This is a genomic window from Streptomyces sp. NPDC024698 (assembly GCF_055559015.1).
This window is the reverse complement of sequence record NZ_JBVHLK010000021.1, coordinates 99472-118879: the sequence shown is the minus strand read 5'-3', so window position 1 is coordinate 118879 and position 19408 is coordinate 99472. Positions and strand designations below refer to the sequence as shown.

At 71.9% G+C, this 19408-nt stretch carries 11 protein-coding genes; 3 read left to right on the top strand and 8 right to left on the bottom strand.

What is annotated here, in order from left to right:
* Window positions 1-38 precede the first annotated feature (38 nt).
* A complete protein-coding gene (locus tag ACZ4AA_RS31790; RefSeq protein ID WP_467610425.1) occupies window positions 39-779 on the top strand; it encodes an MIP/aquaporin family protein in 741 nt (246 codons plus the stop codon).
* Between the two features lie 80 nt (window positions 780-859).
* On the top strand, window positions 860-2380 hold the full coding sequence (glpK, locus tag ACZ4AA_RS31785; RefSeq protein ID WP_467610423.1) for a glycerol kinase GlpK: 1521 nt from the start codon (window positions 860-862) through the stop codon (window positions 2378-2380).
* 195 nt (window positions 2381-2575) lie between these two features.
* Here glpK and ACZ4AA_RS31780 read toward each other — a convergent pair whose 3' ends face one another.
* The 5 genes from ACZ4AA_RS31780 to ACZ4AA_RS31760 are packed head-to-tail and all read right to left on the bottom strand — an operon-like array spanning window position 2576 to window position 10606.
* A complete protein-coding gene (locus tag ACZ4AA_RS31780) occupies window positions 2576-3181 on the bottom strand; it encodes a GTP-binding protein (RefSeq protein ID WP_467610421.1) in 606 nt (201 codons plus the stop codon).
* Window positions 3162-6803, bottom strand: coding sequence for a hydantoinase B/oxoprolinase family protein (locus ACZ4AA_RS31775; protein ID WP_467610419.1), 3642 nt, complete (start codon window positions 6801-6803; stop codon window positions 3162-3164). The genes ACZ4AA_RS31780 and ACZ4AA_RS31775 overlap by 20 nt, the downstream gene beginning before the upstream one ends.
* Before the next feature lie 24 nt (window positions 6804-6827).
* Window positions 6828-7223 (bottom strand): DUF742 domain-containing protein, encoded by a 396-nt coding sequence (locus ACZ4AA_RS31770; RefSeq protein WP_467610417.1) that lies wholly within the window; start codon window positions 7221-7223, stop codon window positions 6828-6830.
* A 9-nt stretch (window positions 7224-7232) separates the two neighbouring features.
* Window positions 7233-7673 carry a roadblock/LC7 domain-containing protein gene (locus ACZ4AA_RS31765; protein ID WP_467610415.1) on the bottom strand — a complete coding sequence of 147 codons (441 nt, stop codon included), beginning with the start codon at window positions 7671-7673 and terminating at the stop codon, window positions 7233-7235.
* The gene (locus ACZ4AA_RS31760; RefSeq protein WP_467610413.1) at window positions 7670-10606 is read right to left on the bottom strand and encodes a nitrate- and nitrite sensing domain-containing protein; all 2937 of its coding nucleotides are present in this window, start codon (window positions 10604-10606) and stop codon (window positions 7670-7672) included. The genes ACZ4AA_RS31765 and ACZ4AA_RS31760 overlap by 4 nt, the downstream gene beginning before the upstream one ends.
* 406 nt (window positions 10607-11012) lie before the next feature.
* Here ACZ4AA_RS31760 and ACZ4AA_RS31755 point away from each other — a divergent pair, with 406 nt between their 5' ends.
* Entirely contained in the window at window positions 11013-11666 is a 654-nt protein-coding gene (locus tag ACZ4AA_RS31755) for a hypothetical protein (protein WP_467610411.1), read from the top strand.
* Window positions 11667-12015: 349 nt separating this feature from the next.
* On the opposite strand, the gene ACZ4AA_RS31750 is transcribed toward ACZ4AA_RS31755, so the two are convergent.
* The 3 genes from ACZ4AA_RS31750 to ACZ4AA_RS31740 all read right to left on the bottom strand — a co-directional run bounded on the left by ACZ4AA_RS31750 (window position 12016) and on the right by ACZ4AA_RS31740 (window position 19295).
* Window positions 12016-16650, bottom strand: coding sequence for a coiled-coil domain-containing protein (locus ACZ4AA_RS31750; protein ID WP_467610409.1), 4635 nt, complete (start codon window positions 16648-16650; stop codon window positions 12016-12018).
* Window positions 16651-16714: 64 nt separating this feature from the next.
* Complete coding sequence (locus ACZ4AA_RS31745) at window positions 16715-17593, bottom strand: hypothetical protein (RefSeq protein ID WP_467610407.1); 879 nt, start codon at window positions 17591-17593, stop codon at window positions 16715-16717.
* A 184-nt stretch (window positions 17594-17777) separates the two neighbouring features.
* Window positions 17778-19295 carry a hypothetical protein gene (locus ACZ4AA_RS31740; RefSeq protein ID WP_467610405.1) on the bottom strand — a complete coding sequence of 506 codons (1518 nt, stop codon included), beginning with the start codon at window positions 19293-19295 and terminating at the stop codon, window positions 17778-17780.
* Window positions 19296-19408: the final 113 nt, after the last annotated feature.

Here is a 19408-nt window from a genome sequence, read left to right as displayed (position 1 = left end):
CGGAGCGGATCGTTCCGGGCGAGAGCCTAGGAGCCGCCATGAGCAACGGAGACATCTTTGTCGGCGAGTTGATCGGTACAGCGATTCTGATTCTCTTCGGCGCGGGTGTGTGCGCCGCCGTCACCCTGAACAGATCGAAGGCCCAGGGCGCGGGCTGGATCGTCATCACCTTCGGCTGGGGCTTCGGCGTCCTGGCCGGCGCCTACACCTCGGCACCGTTGTCGGGAGGGCAGATCAACCCGGCGGTCACCATCGGGTTCGCGATCGAGGGTTCCACGAAGTGGTCGGACGTGCCCTTCTACCTCCTCGGACAGTTCGCCGGTGCCGTCATCGGCGCGGTCCTGTGCTGGCTGCTCTACCTCGGCCAGTTCAACCTCAACGCCGAGGACGACCAGGCCATCGAGACGCTGGGGATCTTCTCGACACGTCCCGAGATCGACGACCCGATACAGAATCTGATCACCGAGATCATCGCCACCGCCGCCCTGGTGCTGCCCATCCTCGGCATGGTCGGCGGCGGCAAGCACGTGGCCGGGATCGGCGCCGCGGGCCTGCCGGTCCTGCTCATCTCCTTCCTGGTCGTCGGCATCGGTCTCTCGCTCGGCGGCCCGACCGGCTACGCCATCAACCCGGCCCGCGACCTGGGGCCGCGCCTCGCCCACGCGCTGCTGCCGATCCCCAACAAGGGCACTTCGCAGTGGCGATACTCCTGGATCCCGGTCGTCGGCCCCCTCGCCGGCGCCGCCATCGCCGCCGGTATCTACAACGCGGCCTTCTGACAAGAACGCGGCCGTCCGACAAGAACACAGGCTCCAGACGAGAACGCAGCCTCCTGACGAAGCAGACGCAAGGGGACGACATGACGGACAACACCGAGAAGTACGTCGCCGCGATCGACCAGGGCACCACCTCCAGCCGCTGCATCATCTTCGACCGGGCCGGCGCGATCGTCGCCGTCGACCAGCGCGAACACCGCCAGATCTTCCCCAAGCCGGGCTGGGTGGAGCACGACGCCACCGAGATCTGGTCAAAGGTGCAGGCCGTGGTCGCCGGCGCCGTCGCCAAGGCCGGGCTGCGCACCGACCAGCTCAGCGCGCTGGGCATCACCAACCAGCGCGAGACGACCGTTCTGTGGGACCGCGCCACCGGCAAGCCCGTCCACAACGCGATCGTCTGGCAGGACACCCGCACCTCGGCGCTCTGCAACCAACTGGGCGGCACGGACGGACAGGACCGCTTCCGCGAACAGACCGGACTCCCCCTGGCCAGCTACTTCTCCGGCCCCAAGGCGGCCTGGCTCCTCGACAACGTCCCGGGCCTGCGCGCACGCGCCGAACGCGGTGAGATCGCCTTCGGCACCATCGACTCCTGGCTGATCTGGAACCTGACCGGCGGCACCGACGGCGGGCGGCACGTCACCGACGTGACGAACGCCGGCCGCACCATGCTGATGAACCTGGACACCCTCCAGTGGGACCCGGCCATCCTCTCCGCCATGGACATCCCCGAGGCGGTGCTCCCCGAGATCAGGTCGTCCGCCGAGGTGTACGGCACCGCCGTCGGCCAACTCGGCGGAGTGCCGGTCGCGTCGGCGCTCGGCGACCAGCAGGCGGCGGTCTTCGGCCAGGCCTGCTACGACGTCGGCACGGCCAAGAACACCTACGGCACCGGCAGCTTCCTGCTGTTGAACACCGGCAACAGGCCCGTTCCGTCCAAGAACGGACTGCTGACCACCATGGGGTACAAGATCGGCACCGAGGCGCCGGTCTACTGTCTCGAAGGGTCGATCGCGATCACGGGCGCGCTGGTGCAGTGGTTCCGGGACCAGCTGGGCATCATCCGTTCCGCCGACGAGATCGAAACCCTGGCGGCGAGCGTCGAGGGCAACGGCGGCGCGTACATCGTGCCCGCGTTCTCAGGCCTGTTCGCCCCCTACTGGCGCTCGGACGCGCGCGGGGTCATCACCGGTCTCACGCGGTACGTCACGAAGGCGCACCTCGCGCGTGCGGTCCTGGAGGCCACGAGCTGGCAGACGCGCGAGGTCGTGGACGCCATGTACCAGGACTCCGGTGTGCCGATCACCACCCTGAAGGTGGACGGCGGCATGACCAAGAACAATCTGCTGATGCAGCACCAGGCGGATGTCCTCGGGGTGCCGGTGATCCGTCCGAAGGTCTCCGAGACGACCTGTCTGGGCGCCGCGTACGCGGCCGGGCTCGCGACCGGCGTGTGGAACGACCTCGACGAGCTGAAGTCGCACTGGCAGAAGGACGTCGAATGGACCCCGGGCATGGAGACCTCGGTGCGCGACGGCGAGTACCACAACTGGCGCAAGGCGGTGGAGAAGAGCTTCGGCTGGCACGACGACACCGTCGAATGAGCGACGCCGGGCCTGAACCGGCCGAGCGTGTCCGCGCTCCGGTGGCCGGGCGGGGCGCCGACCCGAAACAGGGCTCCACGCGCGTGTGCGGCTCGGGTTGAAGCACGCGCGCGTGCATGACCGCGGCCCGTACCCCGGTCGGCGGGGGTACGGGCCGCACCTGCGCGTCGTTGCCGCCGCGGCGTGGCGCGGGCGTCAGGTCCCGACGGCCTCACGGACGGCGGCCGCGTGTGCCATCGCATGCTGGACGACACGGATCAGGACCTCCTTGACCGACTCCCGGTCCCGCGCGTCGCACAGGACGACGGGCACACCCGGGTCGAGGTCGAGGGCCTGGCGGACGGCGTCCGCGGGGTAACGGGCGGCTTCCTCGAAGCAGTTGACTCCGACCACGAAGGGTATGGAGCGCCGCTCGAAGTAGTCGACCGCGGCGAAGCAGTCCTCCAGGCGGCGGGTGTCGGCCAGCACGACGGCACCCAGGGCACCTGTGGCGAGCTCGTCCCAGAGGAACCAGAAACGATCCTGCCCGGGGGTCCCGAACAGATAGAGCACCAGGTCCTCGCGCAGCGTGATCCGGCCGAAGTCCATGGCGACGGTCGTGGTGTGCTTGCCCTCCACACCGCTGATGTCGTCGACGGGCCGCCCCGCCTCGGTGAGGACCTCCTCCGTGCGCAACGGCCTGATCTCGCTGACCGCGCCGACGAGGGTCGTCTTGCCCACGCCGAAGCCGCCGGCGACCAGGATCTTGAGCGTGACGGGCTCGACCGGAGGCTTCCCGCGCTCAGAACGCCCGAAGATCATCGATCTCTTCTCCTGCTTGATGGGGGTCGTGCGGTGGTGGGCCGTAGCCCCCGCCGCCGGGGGTTTCGATGACGAGTACGTCGCCGGGTCCGACGTCCGCCGCATCGCTTCCGCCGAGTTCCGTGACGGTGCCGTCGGCGCGCTCGACCCGGTTGGCACCGAGAGCACCGGGCTCACCGCCTGCCATACCGTACGGCGGCACCCTACGGTGCTGTGAGAGCGTCGAGACGGTCATCCGCTCCAGGAACCGGATACGCCGGACGGCGCCGTCGCCGCCCCGCCAGTGTCCGAGGCCGCCGCTGCCGTGTCGAATCGCGAACTCGTCGAGCCTGACGGGCAGTCGCCACTCCAGGACCTCGGGGTCGGTGAGCCGCGAGTTGGTCATATGGGTCTGTACGGCGGGGGCGCCGGGGAAGCCGTCACCGGCGCCCGAGCCGGAGGCCACGGTCTCGTAGTACTGGTGGCGTTCGTTGCCGAAGGTGACGTTGTTCATGGTGCCCGAGCCCTCGGCCTGCACGCCCAGGGCCGCGTAGAGGGCGCCGGTGATCGCCTGGGACGTCTCCACGTTGCCGGCGACGACGGCCGCGGGGGGCTCGGGGGCGAGCATCGACCCCGGTGGCACGACGATGCGCAGGGGGCGCAGACAGCCGTCGTTGAGCGGGATGTCGTCGTCCACCAGGGTGCGGAAGACGTACAGGACCGCAGCGTTGACCACGGCGAAGGGCGCGTTGAAGTTGGTGGCCAGCTGCGCGGAGGTGCCCGTGAAGTCGACGGTGGCGGAGCGAGCCGCGCGGTCCACCGAGACACGGACCCGGATGACCGCACCGGAGTCCGTCTCGTAGGCGAACGCGCCGTCTTCGAGCCTTTCGACCACGCGGCGCACGGCTTCCTCCGCGTTGTCCTGGACGTGCCTCATGTAGGCCTGGACGACGTCGAGCCCGAAGTCCTCGATCATCCGGCCGACCTCGTCGACGCCCTTGCGGTTGGCGGCGATCTGGGCGCGCAGGTCGGCGAGGTTCGTCCTCGGGTTGCGGGTGGGGTGGGGCGGCGCCGTGAGCAGGGCCAGCGTCTCCGCCTCCCGGAAGCGTCCGTTCTCGGCGAGCAGCCAGTTGTCGAAGAGGACGCCCTCCTCGTCGATGGTGCGGCTGTTCGCCGGCATGGAGCCCGGGGCGATGCCGCCGATCTCGGCGTGGTGGCCGCGCGAGGCGACGTAGAACAGGATCCGCTCACCCTCCGTGTCGAAGACCGGGGTGATCACGGTGACGTCGGGAAGGTGGGTGCCGCCGTGGTACGGGTCGTTGACGGCGTAGGTGTCGCCGGGCCGCATGGTTGCGCCGCGCCGGCGGACGACCTCCTGGACGCTGGTGCCCATCGAGCCCAGGTGGACGGGGATGTGCGGGGCGTTGGCCACCAGGTTTCCGTCGGGGTCGAACAGGGCGCAGGAGAAGTCCAGGCGTTCCTTGATGTTGACGGACTGGGCGGTCGACTCCAGTCGGGCGCCCATCTGTTCGGCGATGGACATGAAGAGGTTGTTGAAGACCTCGAGCAGAACGGGATCCGCTTGCGTGCCCGGATCGGAACTCTCCGTGACCGCCGCGCGTTCCATGACCAGATGCCCGTCGTCGGTCGTCGCGGCCCGCCAGCCGTCGTCCACGACGGTTGTCGAGCCTGCCTCGGCGATGATCGCGGGTCCGTCCACGGTCTCGCCGGGCGGGAGTTCCTCGCGTCGGTGCAGGGGCACTTCACGCCAGGTTCCGCCCGTGTGGAGAGGGACGGTCGGGGCGGTGTCCGGGCGGGAGGCGGGGGCGGAGCGGTCGGGGACGAGGGCGGTGAGATCGGGGGGTTCGGTGAGACCGGTGGCTTCCACGGAGAGGGCTTCGACGACGACCGGACGGTCGAGGGTGAAGGAGTAGGTGGCGTGATGGCGTTCTTCGAAGGCGTGGGTCATGGCGTCGGGTTCGGCGAGCTCGACGGTCAGCGACGTGTCCGTGCCGTCATAGCGGAGCTGGGCCCTGCGGGTGACCCGGATGCGGTGCTCGGGGACGTCCTCGGAGAGGAGTTCGTCGCGGGTGGCGCTCTCCAGGTCGTCGGCTGTCTTGAGGATGCCGGGCATCGCGGAGGGTTCGAGGGGTACTTCGACGGACTGTTCGCGCATGGCCGTCGTGTCGGCGAGTCCGATGCCGAGGGCGGACAGGACCCCTGCCATGGGCGGGACCAGGACCGTGCGGATGCCGAGGGAGTCGGCCACCATGCAGGCGTGCTGACCGCCGGCGCCACCGAACGTGGTGAGCGCGTAGCGGGTGACGTCGTGGCCCTTCTGTACGGAGATCCGCTTGACGGCGTTGGCGATGTTGGCCACGGCGATCCGCAGATAGCCCTCGGCGACCTGCTCCGGGGTGCGGGTGTCGCCGGTCCTCTCGTGGATCTCCCGCGCCAGGTCGGTGAACCGTTCGCGGACGACGGCGCTGTCCAGGGGCTGGTCGGCGCCGGGCCCGAACACCTTCGGGAAGTGGCCGGGCTGGATGCGTCCGAGGGCGACATTGGCGTCGGTGACCGTCAGCGGACCGCCGTTGCGGTAGCAGGCGGGTCCTGGGGCGGCGCCGGCCGAGTCGGGGCCCACGCGGTAGCGGGAGCCGTCGAAGTGGAGCACCGATCCGCCGCCCGCCGCGACCGTGTGGATGTCCAGCATGGGGGCGCGCAGCCGGACCCCGGCGATGTGGGTGGTGAAGGTCCGTTCGTACTCGCCGGCGAAGTGGGAGACGTCTGTGGAGGTACCGCCCATGTCGAAGCCGATGACGCGATCGTGGCCGGCGAGCTGCGACATGCGGGCCATGCCGACGATTCCGCCGGCGGGTCCCGACAGGACGGCGTCCTTGCCGCGGAACTGACCCGCCTCGGCGAGCCCTCCGTTGGACTGCATGAACATCAGCCGTACGCCGCGGAGTTCGGCGGCGACCTGCTGGACGTAGCGGCGCAGCACCGGCGACAGGTAGGCGTCGACGACGGCGGTGTCACCGCGGGGGACCAGCTTCATCAGCGGGCTGACCTGGCTGGAGAGCGAGACCTGCGGGAAGCCGACACGTGTAGCCAGCTCGCCCACGGCCTGTTCGTGGGCGGGGTGGAGGTGGCTGTGCATGCAGACCACGGCCACCGCGCGGATCCCGTCGTCGTACGCCTGCTGAAGCGGTCCGGCGAGTGCCTCCAGGTCGGGGGCGCGCAGGACGGTGCCGTCGGCGGCGATCCGCTCGTCGACCTCGATCACCCGCTCGTGGAGCGGTTCGGGGAGTTGGATGGCGCGGGCGAAGATGTGGGGGCGGTTCTGGTAGGCGATGCTCAGGGCGTCGCGGAAGCCCCGGGTGATGACGAGAAGCGTGCGCTCGCCCTTGCGTTCCAGGAGGGCGTTGGTCGCGACGGTGGTGCCCATGCGTACGGCGTCGACCCGGGCGCCCGTGGCGTCCCCTTCACCGTCGAGGAGTTCACGGACGCCCGCGACGGCCGCGTCGGCGTAGCGGGCCGGATGGTCGGACAGCAGCTTGTGGGTGAGCAGCCGGCCGTCGGGGCGCCGCGCGACGATGTCCGTGAAGGTTCCGCCCCGGTCGACCCAGAACTGCCAGCCTGTCACGTCTGTTCCCCGTTTCCGCCCAGCTCAGAGCGCCCTGAGGCCGCTGATCACGTCGCGCAGAATACTCTCGTCCGGCAGTTCGGCAGGGGGTACGGGACGTGTCACGTGGACCATTTCGTCATCCACCAGGTCCCCGATCAGGACCCGCACCACTCCGATGGGCAGATCGAGTCCGGCCGCGAGTTCGGCGACCGACTGGGGGACGTCACGGCAGAGTTCGACGATGTCCACGTGTTCCGGGGACAGCGTGTGGTCCGCCTCGGGGTCCTCGGCGTGCTGTTGCGTGATCACCAGCGCGATGAGGTCGAGGCGGTGCTGGCCCGCGCTGGTGGTGCGTCCGCGGGTCATGGCGTACGGGCGGACCACCGGTCCAGCCTCGTCGTCGAACCAGTGGCCTCTTCCCTGACCGTCTCCGCTCATGCCATCCCACTACCCGCCCGAAGGCAGATCGGTGCGCGGAGTCGCGGCCAGATGCGCGCCGACTCGTTTGACGAGGAGGGTCATCTCGTACGCGACCTGACCGACATCGGATTCGGCGTCGGAGAGGACGGCCAGGCAGCTGCCGTCGCCGGCCGCCGTGACGAACAGGAAGGCCTCGTCGAGTTCCACGACGGTCTGGCGGACACTGCCGGCCTCGAAATGCCGGCCGACGCCCTTGGCGAGGCTGTGGAAGCCGGAGGCGACGGCGGCCAGGTGTTCGCTGTCCTCCCTGGTGAGGTCCTTGGAGGCCCCCGTGGGAAGACCGTCGCCGGAGAGCACGATCGCCTTGTTGATGCTGGCGACGCGGTCCACCAGTTCGTCGAGCAGCCAGTTCAGCTCGCCGGACCCGTTGCTGGTCGCGGCGGGCCCTGCGGCCTTCGGTGCGGTCATCGACCGTCTCCCTTTGTCGTTCGTCGTGCTGAGCGGTCCTGGGCCTGGTCGCCCTCGGCGTTCTCTTCGCGACCGCGCTGCCAGCCACGCTGGAGCGAGGCCATGCGGCTGCGTACTTCGTCGGCGTCCCGTTCGGCGGGGTCGGGTCCCGCGCCGTCGCGGCCGTTGCCGCGTTCGGCGAGCCGTGCCGGTCCGTCCTTCAGCTGCGGGGCCAGATTGGCCTGCCGGACACGCCGGGGCAGCGGGGCCGTCCCGGATGCCGTCTCCCCCGCCGCGGTGCCGCGGTGCGGGGTGGTGTCGTCGGGGCCGGCCGTGGATGCCGTGGTGCGGGTGCGCCGGGGCAGAGCCGGGGCGTCCGCCTGTCCGGTGCCCTCGGCGGGGCCGGGGGTTCGGGAAGTTTCGTGGAGAGCGGGTCTCCCGGGTGTGCCGAGGGCAGCGCGCGGACCGGTCGGGCCGGAGCGTTCGCCACCGTGCCGGGCCGAGGCGATGGATCGCTCACCGCGGCGCTGGGGCAGTGGTTTGGTGCCTTCACCGGGTATCCGGCGTTCACGGTGATCCGCGTTCTCGCCCGGTTCCGGATCACGCACCGGTTCGAGGTCCTGGGCCGTGCCCTCGTCCATCGGGTCACGCCATGATCGGGGTCCGCCGACGGGACGGCCGTGGGAGCTGACGAGCTTGGGGGTCCGGCGTCGTGGCAGCGGGACGGGAGCGGTGCCGGGTCGGTCGTCGTCCGCCGAGTGGGCGGGGTCGTCGTCACCGTCCTGCTGGTGCCGTCCCGCGGGAACCCCGGCGATGGAGCGTCTGGGGCGGAAGAGCCCGCCGCGTTCGCTGTCGTCGTCGCCGAGGGCGCCGGGGAATCCGGTGATCGTGTCCAGGTCGACGGGCGAGTCCAGCTCGACGGGGCCGTCGAGGACCGAGGCGGGCAGACCGGGCAGTCGCGCGGGCGACTCGGTGAGGGTCGCTCCGCGCCGTTCCTCGGCCTCGCGCTCCTTGGAGGGCAGGGTGCGGTCCAGGCGGAACCCGATGCCGTCGGTGTCCGGGACGTCGTCGGTGAGCAGCGCGTCCGGCATGAAGACGACCGCGGTGGTACCGCCGTACGGGGAAGGCTGGAGCGAGACGCGGACGTTCTGCCGCTGGGCGAGCCGGCTGACCACGAAGAGGCCGAGTCTGTCGGTGTCGGAGAGCTCGAACTCGGGGGTCTCGGCGAGCCTCAGGTTGGCGTCGAGCAGCGCCTCGGCCGTCATGCCGAGGCCCCGGTCGTGGATCTCCAGGGTGAAACCGTTGGCGACCCGTTCACCGACGACGTGCACGGCCGTGTGCGGGGGCGAGAACACGGTCGCGTTCTCCAGCAGCTCGGCCACGAGATGGGTGACGTCGGCGACGGCGGGACCGGTGATGGCGACGCGCGGGAGCCGGCGTACCTCCACGCGTTCGTAGTCCTCGACCTCGGCGACGGAGGCGCGGACGATGTCCATGAGCTGGACGGGTTTGCGCCACTGCCGGGACGGCGCGGCGCCGGACAGGATGACGAGTCCCTCGGCGTGGCGGCGCATGCGGGTGGTCAGGTGGTCGAGGCGGAACAGGTCGGCCAGTTCGTCGGTGTCCTCGGTCCTGCGTTCCATGGTGTCGAGGAGGGTGAGCTGCTTGTGGAGCAGGACCTGGCTGCGGCGGGCGAGGTTGACGAAGACCTCGGACACGCCTTCGCGCAGTTCGGACTGCTTGACGGCGGCCTCGACGGCGGCGCGCTGAAGGGTGTTGAGGGCTTGACCGACCTCGCCCATCTCGTTCCTGTCGTACTCCAGGCGCGGCACTTCGGTCTCGACGTCGACCTGTTCCCCCGCGGAGAGCCGGCGCATCACGCTGGGCAGCCGTACGCCGGATGCCTCGTGGGCCTCCATGCGCAGGCGTCGCAGGTCGCGGATGAGGCTGCGGCCGATGCGTACGGACATGAAGAGGGAGATCAGCAGGGCGATCAGGCCGACCACGCCCGCGCCGACGGCCTGGAGGATGACGCTCATGGCCACGGGCCTGACGCGGTCGCGGTAGTGGTCGCCCGCCCGGTCCTCGAGTTCGCCGAGCTCGGCGAGTACGTGTCCGGCCGCGCTGTCCCAGCTCTTCGCCGTGACGCCGCTCGGCGTGCCGGTCGTCGAGGCCGCGACGGCTCGCTCGGCCGCGCGCAGCGGCCCGGTGCCGGCGTTGCTCCAATAGCGCTCGAAGCGACCACGGTCCGGGGAGGGAAGCAGTGGCAGGCTGATGTCGTAGAGCAGGGTGCGCTGGGCCACGAGGTCGGAGACATCCTGGAGTTCGTCCCGGGTGACGCGGCCGTCGACCAGTGCGGAGCCGAGCAGGGCGTCCTCGCGGGAGAGGAGCTCACGGGCGCGGGACACGTTGACGAGGGCGCGGCTCTCCTTGTCCAGCTCCACGTCGTCGACCACGTGCAGGTTGGCCAGCAGGACGTAGCAGGGATCGATGAGACGGTCGTAGAGGCCGAGTGCCTGGGCGCGGTCGAAGGTGCCGTCCCCGACGCCGCTGCGCAGCGAGGAGATGCCGCCGACGGCGTCGAGGAGTGAGGTCAGGCGCTCCGTGGTGCCTGCGCCGAGATCCTTGCGGACGCCCTTGTCCCCGGCGTTCCTGCGGACCTTGGCCAGGACGCGGTCCGTGGCGGCGCGGCTGCGCCTGAGCGCGGCGAGTCCGTCGGACGCACGAGGATCGGCCAGGTAGACGAGTGTCTGACGGCGTTCCTGCTGGAGGACCCTGACGGTGTCCTCGGTCGGGTAGCCGATCTTCTTCACGACTTCGGAGACGCTGAAGAGCTGACTGGCCTCACGTCCCGTGAGCACGGTGGCGAAAGCCCAGATCCCGGCCAGCGACACCAGGGGCACGAGGAGCAGCGCCACAATCTTCCGGCGGATGGACTTCCCGCGAAAGCGCATGGCCTCCCCCAGCTCGACCCCCTTTGACCGGGGGCACACATGTGCGTCAACAAACGGCGTGAGCCTACTACTGACTCGGAGGTAACTCGAAGACCCGTCCGGAGGGCGGTCCGGGCCCGACGGGGAACCAGACATGGGGAGTTGTCCGTTCATTGGGGGAGATTGCGCCCCTGGATACGGCACTTGGGGCCGGATCCCGTCGGACCGGGGAACTTTGTCAGTTGGCTGAAATTCTTCGTTCGGCGGGAATCTTCGGGACAGTTCGTTCGTCCTTCTGTACGGGAATTGAGGGCGGAATCGGCCACAGGCGCCGCATGCCGCGTTCAGTCGGCGTAAAAGAGCGCAAGCCGGGCAGCCACTGGGGGGCGGGGGTCGCGAGACACCCGTGCGAGAGGACTGCTGGGCGGTGGGGAGTGACAAGTTGATGGGCACGGCGGAGCGGAGCGGATCACCCGCTGCTGAGGTCGCGACACGGACGGCGGCACAACTGGCCACCCGGGCACCGGATGACGGTGTTCGGGCGGCGGGCGGCGGGCGTCCCGACACGCAGTCGGCGACGGACAGGCGCGGCACGGCGGACCTCCAGGACACCACCCCGGTAAGGGGTGGCCGAGCCGAGGAGAAGGGCGCTGCCACGAACGGATACGAGGATCACGAAGAACGGGCGTACTACCGGCCGTTGTGGATCGAGGAGCCCGCGCGCAGGCGCCGGCTGCCCGACCCCGTGCGCACGTCCGCCGTGCGCGCGGTGCTGATCATCTCGGTCACGCTGATACAGGCCGTGGTGGCGTTCCTGTGCACGATGACGGACTCATGGCTGGCCTTCCCGATGGTCCTGAGCAGCATAGGAAGTACGGTCGTCGCCACCTGGGCCGCACTGGACGTATGGGTGACGCGGCAGGTGTGGAACCAGCGCAACGGCGTGGTGTCGGTGCCGAGCAGCACGGCGCGGGCGCTCCGGCGCGAGCGCCGCAAGGCGAGGCGCCAGGCACGGATCGAGGCGCGGGCCCAGGAGCGGATACGCAGGCGGGGCGGGGCCGGGCAGTTGTCGCACTCGTAGCCGAGCGGCAGCCCTCCGCGCCTCGGCCCTGGCAGGCCGCTGGCCGGCCAGGGCCGCCGCGGCGGTCGCTCGCGGGCGCCCTCGGCGATCCTGGCCATGCCCGGTTCGCATTTGCGGGCGCGAACGGGTCCGCCGGCCCCCACCGGGGTGGGCCGGCCTCGGCCGAGGCGGTTCGCCGAAGTCGACTATCACGACTTCGGCGGACCGGGAGCTGCGGTCGGACAGATTCTCCGCCGAGGCTCCGCCGTGAGGGAGGCAGGCACCTGGACGAGCGCGTGGTGAAGCGTGCGGGGAACCGCGCGGCCGACGGTCGACGGCACGCGCTTCCCCTCACCCGACGCCTTCGCCACTACGGGGTGACCGGCACCGGACGCTTGTACATCCGTGTCGCGGTGATCTCGGTGTGCACGACCTCCCCCGCGGCCGGTTCACGCGGCAGGCCCGGCCGGAGATGCTCCTCCACGCTGATGTACTTCAGCCCGGCGCGAAGGTCGGCGTCGTTGCGCAACCGGATGACAAGGGGGAACTCGGCAAGCGCGGTCGTGTCGAACAGGCCTGTGGTGTAGAGGAGTTGGACGCCGAGCGCGTCCGAGACGGCCCGCTGGAGCTCCAGCAGATAGGTCGCGTTGGCGCGCCCGATCGGGTTGTCGAGGAACAGGGTGCCGGCGTGACGGTACTTGTCCCGGCCGCGGTCGTTGCTGCGCAGCGCCGCCATCGTGCAGTACAGGGCGATGGCCGCGGTGAGCAGCTGGCCGCCGGAGAACACGTCGCCCATCTGTCCGACCGGGACGCGTTCGGCGCGCAGTACCGCGTCCGGCTTGAGGATCTCGACGGCGACGCCCTTGGGCTGAAGTGCGGCGCCGACTCCGCGGAGCAGCAGCGACATGCCGTCGCGCCGCATGTCGGAGTTCTTCTTGACCGCCGCGCGGGTGGCCTCGTCGACCACCTCGCCGAGCCGTTCGGTGAGGGTGGCCTGGTCGGGTTCCTCGAAGCGGATGCGCAGGAATTCCTGTCCTGACCACTCCCCCAGTCCTTCCGGCAGCCTGGACAGCCGCTGGGCGGAACGGAGGGTGGCGAGGGAGGACTCGACGAGCCCGCGCAGCCGGTCCACGATCGAGTCCCGGTTGCGTTCCAGCTGGGCCAGTTCGTCCGTCAGCACACGCAGCCGGGGCGCGAACGCGTCCGACCACTTCTGTGCGTGCTCGGGCAGGGAGGAGGCGGGCAGTTCGCGGATCTGCTGCCGGGCGGGGGTGCGCACCTGCTCGTAGCGTGTGGAGTTGGCGTGCCGTACGAGGATGTCGCTCGCCTCGCGGACGGTGGCCTCGGCCGTGGACAGGTCGGTGGCGCAGCCGCGCAGCGAGCGGCGGCTCTCGGCGGCGGAGTGGCGTGCTTCTTCGAGGGTGCCGGGGTAGGGCTCGGGTTCGTCCTGCTCCTCCTCGACGTGGTCGCGGAGCAGGTCCCTCAGGAGGGCGGCCACCTCGTCGAAGCCGCCGGCCGCGTCCTCGGCGGACCGGTGGGAGTCGAGGAGTTCCGCGTGTGCCTCGCGGGCCTGGTTCAACGCCTCGGTGCGGGAGGCGAGTTCGGTGGTGGCGGTGCGCAGCAGCGTCTGGGCCTGCTCGGCGTCGTCCGGAACCAGTTCCGGCGCCAGCTCGGTGTGGGTCCCGCCCTCCTCGGGGGCGTGCCGCTCGGCCTCGCCGCGCAGTCGGCCGAGCTGTTCACTCGCGGTCGACATCCGGGTCTCCAGGAGCTGCACGAGTTCATCGGCGCGTGCTACGGCGGCCTGCCGGGAGGGGCCGTCCGAGCCGTCCGGTGACTCCAGGAGCTGTCCGGCGCGGGTGCGGACCTTGTTGCTGAGCCGGTCCAGATCGGCGAGTGCCGCGGTCTCGTCGCTCTCGGCCCTGGCCTGTTCGGCTCGCAGGTCGGTGCCGACGCCGACCTTCTCGTAGAGCTGCGACGCGGCCCGGTAGGCCTCGCGCAGGGCGGGCAGCGAGGCCTTGGCCGGGGCCGTCCCGTCGTGGGTCACCTCGTCGGGGGCGCCGGCGATCTCCGAGCGTTCGGCGCGGAGCGCGCGGGCCGTGCGGCGGGCGTCGTCGGCGGCGCGCTGGGTGGCGCGGCGGTCCTCGTCGGCGGCGCGGGCGCGCTCCAGGCACACCTGGGCACGGGCCTCCGACTCGGTGGCCTCGTCGGCGAGTTCGCGGAGCTTGACCTGCCACCCGGCGCGTTCGCGCAGCCGGAAGGCGAGGCCCGCGAGCGCGTCGGCGGCACGGCGTGCCTTCTGTGCGGCCTCCTGCCGCTCGTCGCGTGCATGGGCCGCTTCGGCCGCCGTCTCGTCGGCCTCCGCGCGGACGGTGCGGGCCTCGGCGAGCTCGCCCTCGGACTCCTCGGCGAACGCACGGGCGTCGTGGGCGGCCGAGGCCAGCTCGGCGAGCCGCCCGGCGGGGCAGCCGGTGCGCCAGGACGCGAGGCGCGCGGCCAGTTCACGGTCCTTGCCGAGGCGGGCGGCGAGGGTGCGGATCTCCTCGTCCCGGCGGCCCGTCCGGGCCCGCAGCGCCTGGCGTTCCTCGTCGGCGGCGTGCTCGTCGTGCATGGCCGGGTTCGGCGGGACGAGGAAGACACCGCTGTCGTCCGCGTCGGCGGCCGGGGTGGGGGCGAGCAGGGCGGCGGCCGTTCCGACGGCGACGGTCGAGCGGGGCAGCAGGGCGGCGTCGCCGAGGACCTCGCGGGCCCGGGCGTGGGTGTCCGGGTCGGTGATGATCACACCGTCGACGAGTTCGGGTCGGGCGGCCAGCACGCGCGCGTGATCGACGGGGTCGACGGCCTGGGCGAGGTAGCGCCAGCCGGGGAGGGCGGGGATGCCGTGCTCGCCGAGGTACTCGACGGCGGCCAGGACGTCCGGGCCGGGCGGCAGCAGTCCGCCGTCGCCGAGTGCCCCGAGGATCCGGGCGTCGTCGGCGGCGGCGGTGCGCAGGTCGAAGAGCTGGCGCTCGGCGGAGGCGACGGTGTCGTCGAGGAGCCCGCGGAGTTCGTCGGCGTACCGGTCGAGTTCCTCGGCCGTCAGGGGCACCCCGTTCGACGGGGCGGCCGGGCTGTGGGACTCCTCGTCGCGGCGCGGCTGCGGAACGATGCGGGGGGTGTCGGCGCCGGGCAGGCTCAGCAGTTCCGCGAGCCGTTCCTCCCGTGCCAGGGCCTCGGCCGTGTGCCGCTCCGCTTCGTGCGAGCGCTCGGCGGCCGTCGCCGCGTCCGCCGCGCGGGCGGCGGTCAGCTCCGCGCGGGACTCGGCCGACGCCGCCTCCCGGGCCTGGCCGGCCGCGCGGTGCGAGGCCTCGCGCGCGGTGTCCCAGGCGGCGACGGCGCTCTTCTCCGCGTCGCTGGCGGCGAGGGCGGCGCGGGCCGGGTCGGCGTCGGGGGCGCTGTCGTCGAGCCAGCCGGCCCGGACCGCCTCGGCGGTCTCCTGTTCGACCTCGGAGAGGCGCTGGCGCAGATGCCCGATCTCGCTGCGGGCGCGCTGGGCCGCGGTGGCGGCGGCCGTGGAGTCGGAGTGGGCCGTCTCGCCGGCTTCCTGGAGGCCGGCGGACCGCTCCTCCTCCTCGTTGGCCAGGGACTCGGCGCTCTCGGCGGCCCGGTGCAGGGCGCGCACGAGGTCGACGGCGGCGGTGGCGCGGGCCGCGAGCGCGGGAGCGGCGTCCCGTTCGGCCTCGCGGATCGCGTCGGCCACGCGGGTGGAGCGGTCGGAGGCCGCCCGGTGGCGCAGTACGGCCTCGGCCGCCTGCCAGGCCGCGTGCAGGGTGCGGGCCTCGGCGAGCTCGCGCTTCTGTGCGGCGGCCGACTTCTCGGCGCCGGCGAGGGCCAGCGAGGCGTGGCGGTAGGCGAGTTCGGCGGCGATCAGCGCGCTGCGCTCGCGGGCGCCCTCGGCGTGGGTGACGGCGTAGGCGGCGGCGGTCACTCGCTGGGCGAGCTCACCGGCGCGCACCCGCTCCCGTACGGCTCGCGCGGACAGCCGGCGGACCAGTGTCCTCGTACGCCGCTCGGCGGCCGTGTGGATGTCACGCGCGCGTGCCCGTGCCCCGGCGCCGTCGACGATCCGGCCGAGCAGGTCCACGGAACCGGCGGTGAAGTCGCGCTCGGCGATGAGTTCGGCGCGGCGCCCCAGCTTGTTGCCGAAGCCGCCGACCAGGTCGGCGAGCCCGTCGGTGTCGCGGGTGTCGGTGACGGCGCGCAGCAGCAGGTCGGTGAAGTCGGAGTCCTTCTTGACCGCGAAGAGACCCGCGGCCTCGCCCTCGTCGGCGTTCATCTCCCGCTGGTAGCGGAAGAGTTCGGGGTCAAGGCCCAGGTCGCCGAGGTGTTCGTTCCAGCGGTCGTGGATCTCCTCCCAGTGCACCTCCAGGTGCGGGTAGGCCTTGCCGGCCTCGGTGATCGCGTCGCGGAAGCCCTTCATGGTGCGCCGGCGCCCCTGGGCTCCTGAGACGCCCTCGACGGGCGGCCGTACCGAAGTGGCCTCGGCGACGGGCAGGTTGTCCAGGCTGAGGCCGGGGCCCGGCCGGAAGGAGTACCAGCCCTCGGCGAACTTCCGCGGGTCGTTGGAGACCTGCCGCCCGCGCCACTCGCTCGCCTTGCCGACCACCAGGCACTCACCGGTCAGCGTGTGCTGCCACTCCAGCGCGACGTGTCCGCAGTCGTCGGCGAGCAGGAACTTGCGCAGCACGCCGGAGCTCGCGCCGCCCAGGGTGTTGCGGTGACCGGGGAGCATCACCGAGAAGATCAGTTTGAGCAGCACGGACTTGCCGCCGCCGTTCTCCAGGAAGAGCACGCCCGCGGGCGCGGGCCGGCGCGGCGGGCCGACCGGCTCCTCCTCGAAGAACTCCGCCTGGGTGGGCGCGGGGTCGGGCACGGGCTCACCGACTCCGCGCAGGTCCAGCACGGTGTCGGCGTATCGCGCACCGGCGGGCCCGATGGAGTAGAGGCGGACCCGGGACAGCTCGTACATGGCGGCGGACTCTCGTAGTCGAAAGGGGGAGGTCGTGGAGGGGAGACGGGGAGGGCGGCCGGCGTCAGGAGTGGAACGGCAGTCCGGCGCCGGCCACGAGCTCCAGGTCGTCGTCGTCCTCGGCGGGCAGCAGGGTCGCCGTGCCGTCGGTCACCGGGACGATGCCGAGCTCCAGCAGTTCGGCCATGGCCGCGCTGCCCGCCATGTCGCGGACCTGGAGCTGATAGCGGGCCGTCGTGCGGTACGTACCGCCGGAGTCGTCGCCTGTGCGCTGGAGGAAGCCGGATTCGGTGAGGAAGGCGACGGCCTTGGCGATGATGCCCGTCGTCGAGCCGGCCAGTCTTCGCGCGTCCTTGGTGGCCCCGGTGGAGCTGCGCCGGGCCCAGATCCGCCAGGCCGCCTCCAGTCCGGGGGCGTCGGTCGCCGGGTCGGTGTTCTCGCCGGTCTCCTCGGCGCGCTCCTCCAGACGCCGGCAGGCCTGCCGTACGAAGGCGTCGACGCCGTTGACCGAGACGCGTCCGATGTATCCGTCGTCGGCGAGGTCCTCGGGGCGCGGGAAGGCCATCGCGGCGACGGCGAGATGGGCGAGTCCGTGCAGGAACCGGTCGCCGGAGTCGGTCGAGGCGCGGCGCGCGTAGTCGCCCATGCGGACGGCGAAGACCGAGTCCTCGGCGGCGGTCACGGCCATCCCCGCGCGCGGGGACACCTCCAGGACGACGAGCCCGAGGCCGGCGGCGACCGCGTCGGCGAGCCGCGCGAAGGGCGGGTCCTCGCGGTAGCGGCGCAGCAGCTCGGTGTACTCCTGGTCGCGCGCGGGCTGGAGCTTGGGCTGCAACCCGAAGGCGACGAGCCGCGCCGCGTCGGCGGCGTCGGCAGGGGTGACGGGGGCGTTCGCCGGTGCGGCGGTGGCCTCCGGTTCACTCCACTCGACGTGCTCGGTCACGACTGGGGCTCCTTTTTCGAAAGTACGAGGGTACGCGCACGGGGACGGACGGCTGCCCTGTGCGGGGCTCGCGGAACGGCTCCCTGCGGGGCCGCGGGAACCGAGGGGCGCCCGGCAGCCCCGGGGCGCGTGACTCCGGAGGCCGGAGGCGGGACTCGGCGCGCGGATTCGGGCGGCGCGGGGTTCATGCCCGGTCCGCCTTCATCCCGGCCGCGTCGAGCAGGGCCATGCCCACGATCAGATCGGCCCCGCCGAACTCGGGGTCGTCCAGCTCGGTGCCGTCGTCCACGGCGAACAGCAGGCGCTCCTCGCCCTGCCGGTAGGCGGTGCCGACGGGCGGGCTCGCGGCGTGCACAGCCAGGAGCGCCACCAGGTAGGGCAGCTCGGGATCGCTGCGGCGGGCCTCCGCGAGCAGTCCCGACAGCCGGCGCGGCGCGTCAGGCGGCAGGTTCAGCAGTTCCTTGGCCGAGGCCAGCTGCTCCTCGCTGAAGCGGCTGTCGTCCGGTGTGGCGATCAGGTCGGGCTCGGGCATCTCCGCGCCGAGGTGCTCACGCTCCAGCGGCGGCGTCAGCAGGATGTCGACGAGGTCCGCGACCCGTACGGCGACGGGGGTGCGCAGGCCCGTGCCGCGCTTGAAGAAGGCGTCGGTGACGCGCAGCGCCCGCTCCACGGGCTGGGGCAGCACGGGCGCGACGAGGTGGCCGTAGAGGTCGATCCCCGAGGTCGTCATGGGGGTGCCGAAGGCCTGCCGGTCCTGTTCGGCGCGGAACAGCGGGCCGGCTTCGAGGAGGCGGGACTGGAGCTGGGTGTGCCGGCGGATGCAGTCCTTGACTATGTCGACGAGCTCCGCGGCGCGCCGCTTCTGCTCGGGGTCCTCGGACTCGTCGCGGGCCTTGCGGATGTTGGTGAGGATCGCGTTCTCGTGGCGGTACCGGTCGGCCACGTGGTCCAGGGCCTCGGCGATCATGTCGGGCACGGCCTGGAGCCAGTCGACGGCCCGGACGTTGCGCCGGGTGGCGTCGAGGGCCTTGCGCAGCGTTTCCGCGTACTGGACGGTGCGGTAGCGGGCCTGCTCGGCGGCGAGCTGCGCGTCGGCCAGCCGGCCGCGGCTGATCAGGACCTCCAGCTTGACCTCGGCGGCGATCTGCGCGCTGGTGACGTCGGTGTCGAGGGCGCCGACGAGGACGTTGACGGCCTCGTCGGTCGTACGGAGGTAGACGCCTCCTCCGTAGCCCGGCACTTCCTCGATGAGCTTGAAGTCGTAGTCGCGGCGCACATAGGTGCCGTCGGGTGCGAAGGTGCCGTACACCGCGCGGAAGCCCCGGTCGACGCTGCCGACGTTGATCAGGTTCTCCAGGACCCAGCGGGCCACGCGCTCGTGCTCGGCGACCGGTCGGCCGGGGGCCTGGGCGGCGATGCGCGGGATGAGCCTGGCCACTATCTGGTCGTGGTCGGCGCCCGTGTCGAAGTCCATGTTCAGTGTGACGAGATCGATGGCGGCGAGGGCGACCTCGGCCATGCCGTACACCGTGTACTCGCCCGCGAGGTTCGCCTTGCGCATGTCCAGGTCGTGCAGCGGCGCGGTGCACGCGAGCGCGCGAAGCCGCCGCGCCAGGCCCTCGTCGGCGGCCGGGCCCGGCGCCGGGCGCGGTCCCGCGCTGAGCTGGGCCGGAACGGTGTCCGTCGATGCAGGCGAAGTCACGCTGCACAGACTAGGTCCTCGGTCCGACAACGGTCGAAACGGCGCAGAAGCGACCACCGCCCCGACCGGGCCGCGGACCGGCGGCCCCGGCCGCCACACACCCGGCCGTGCAC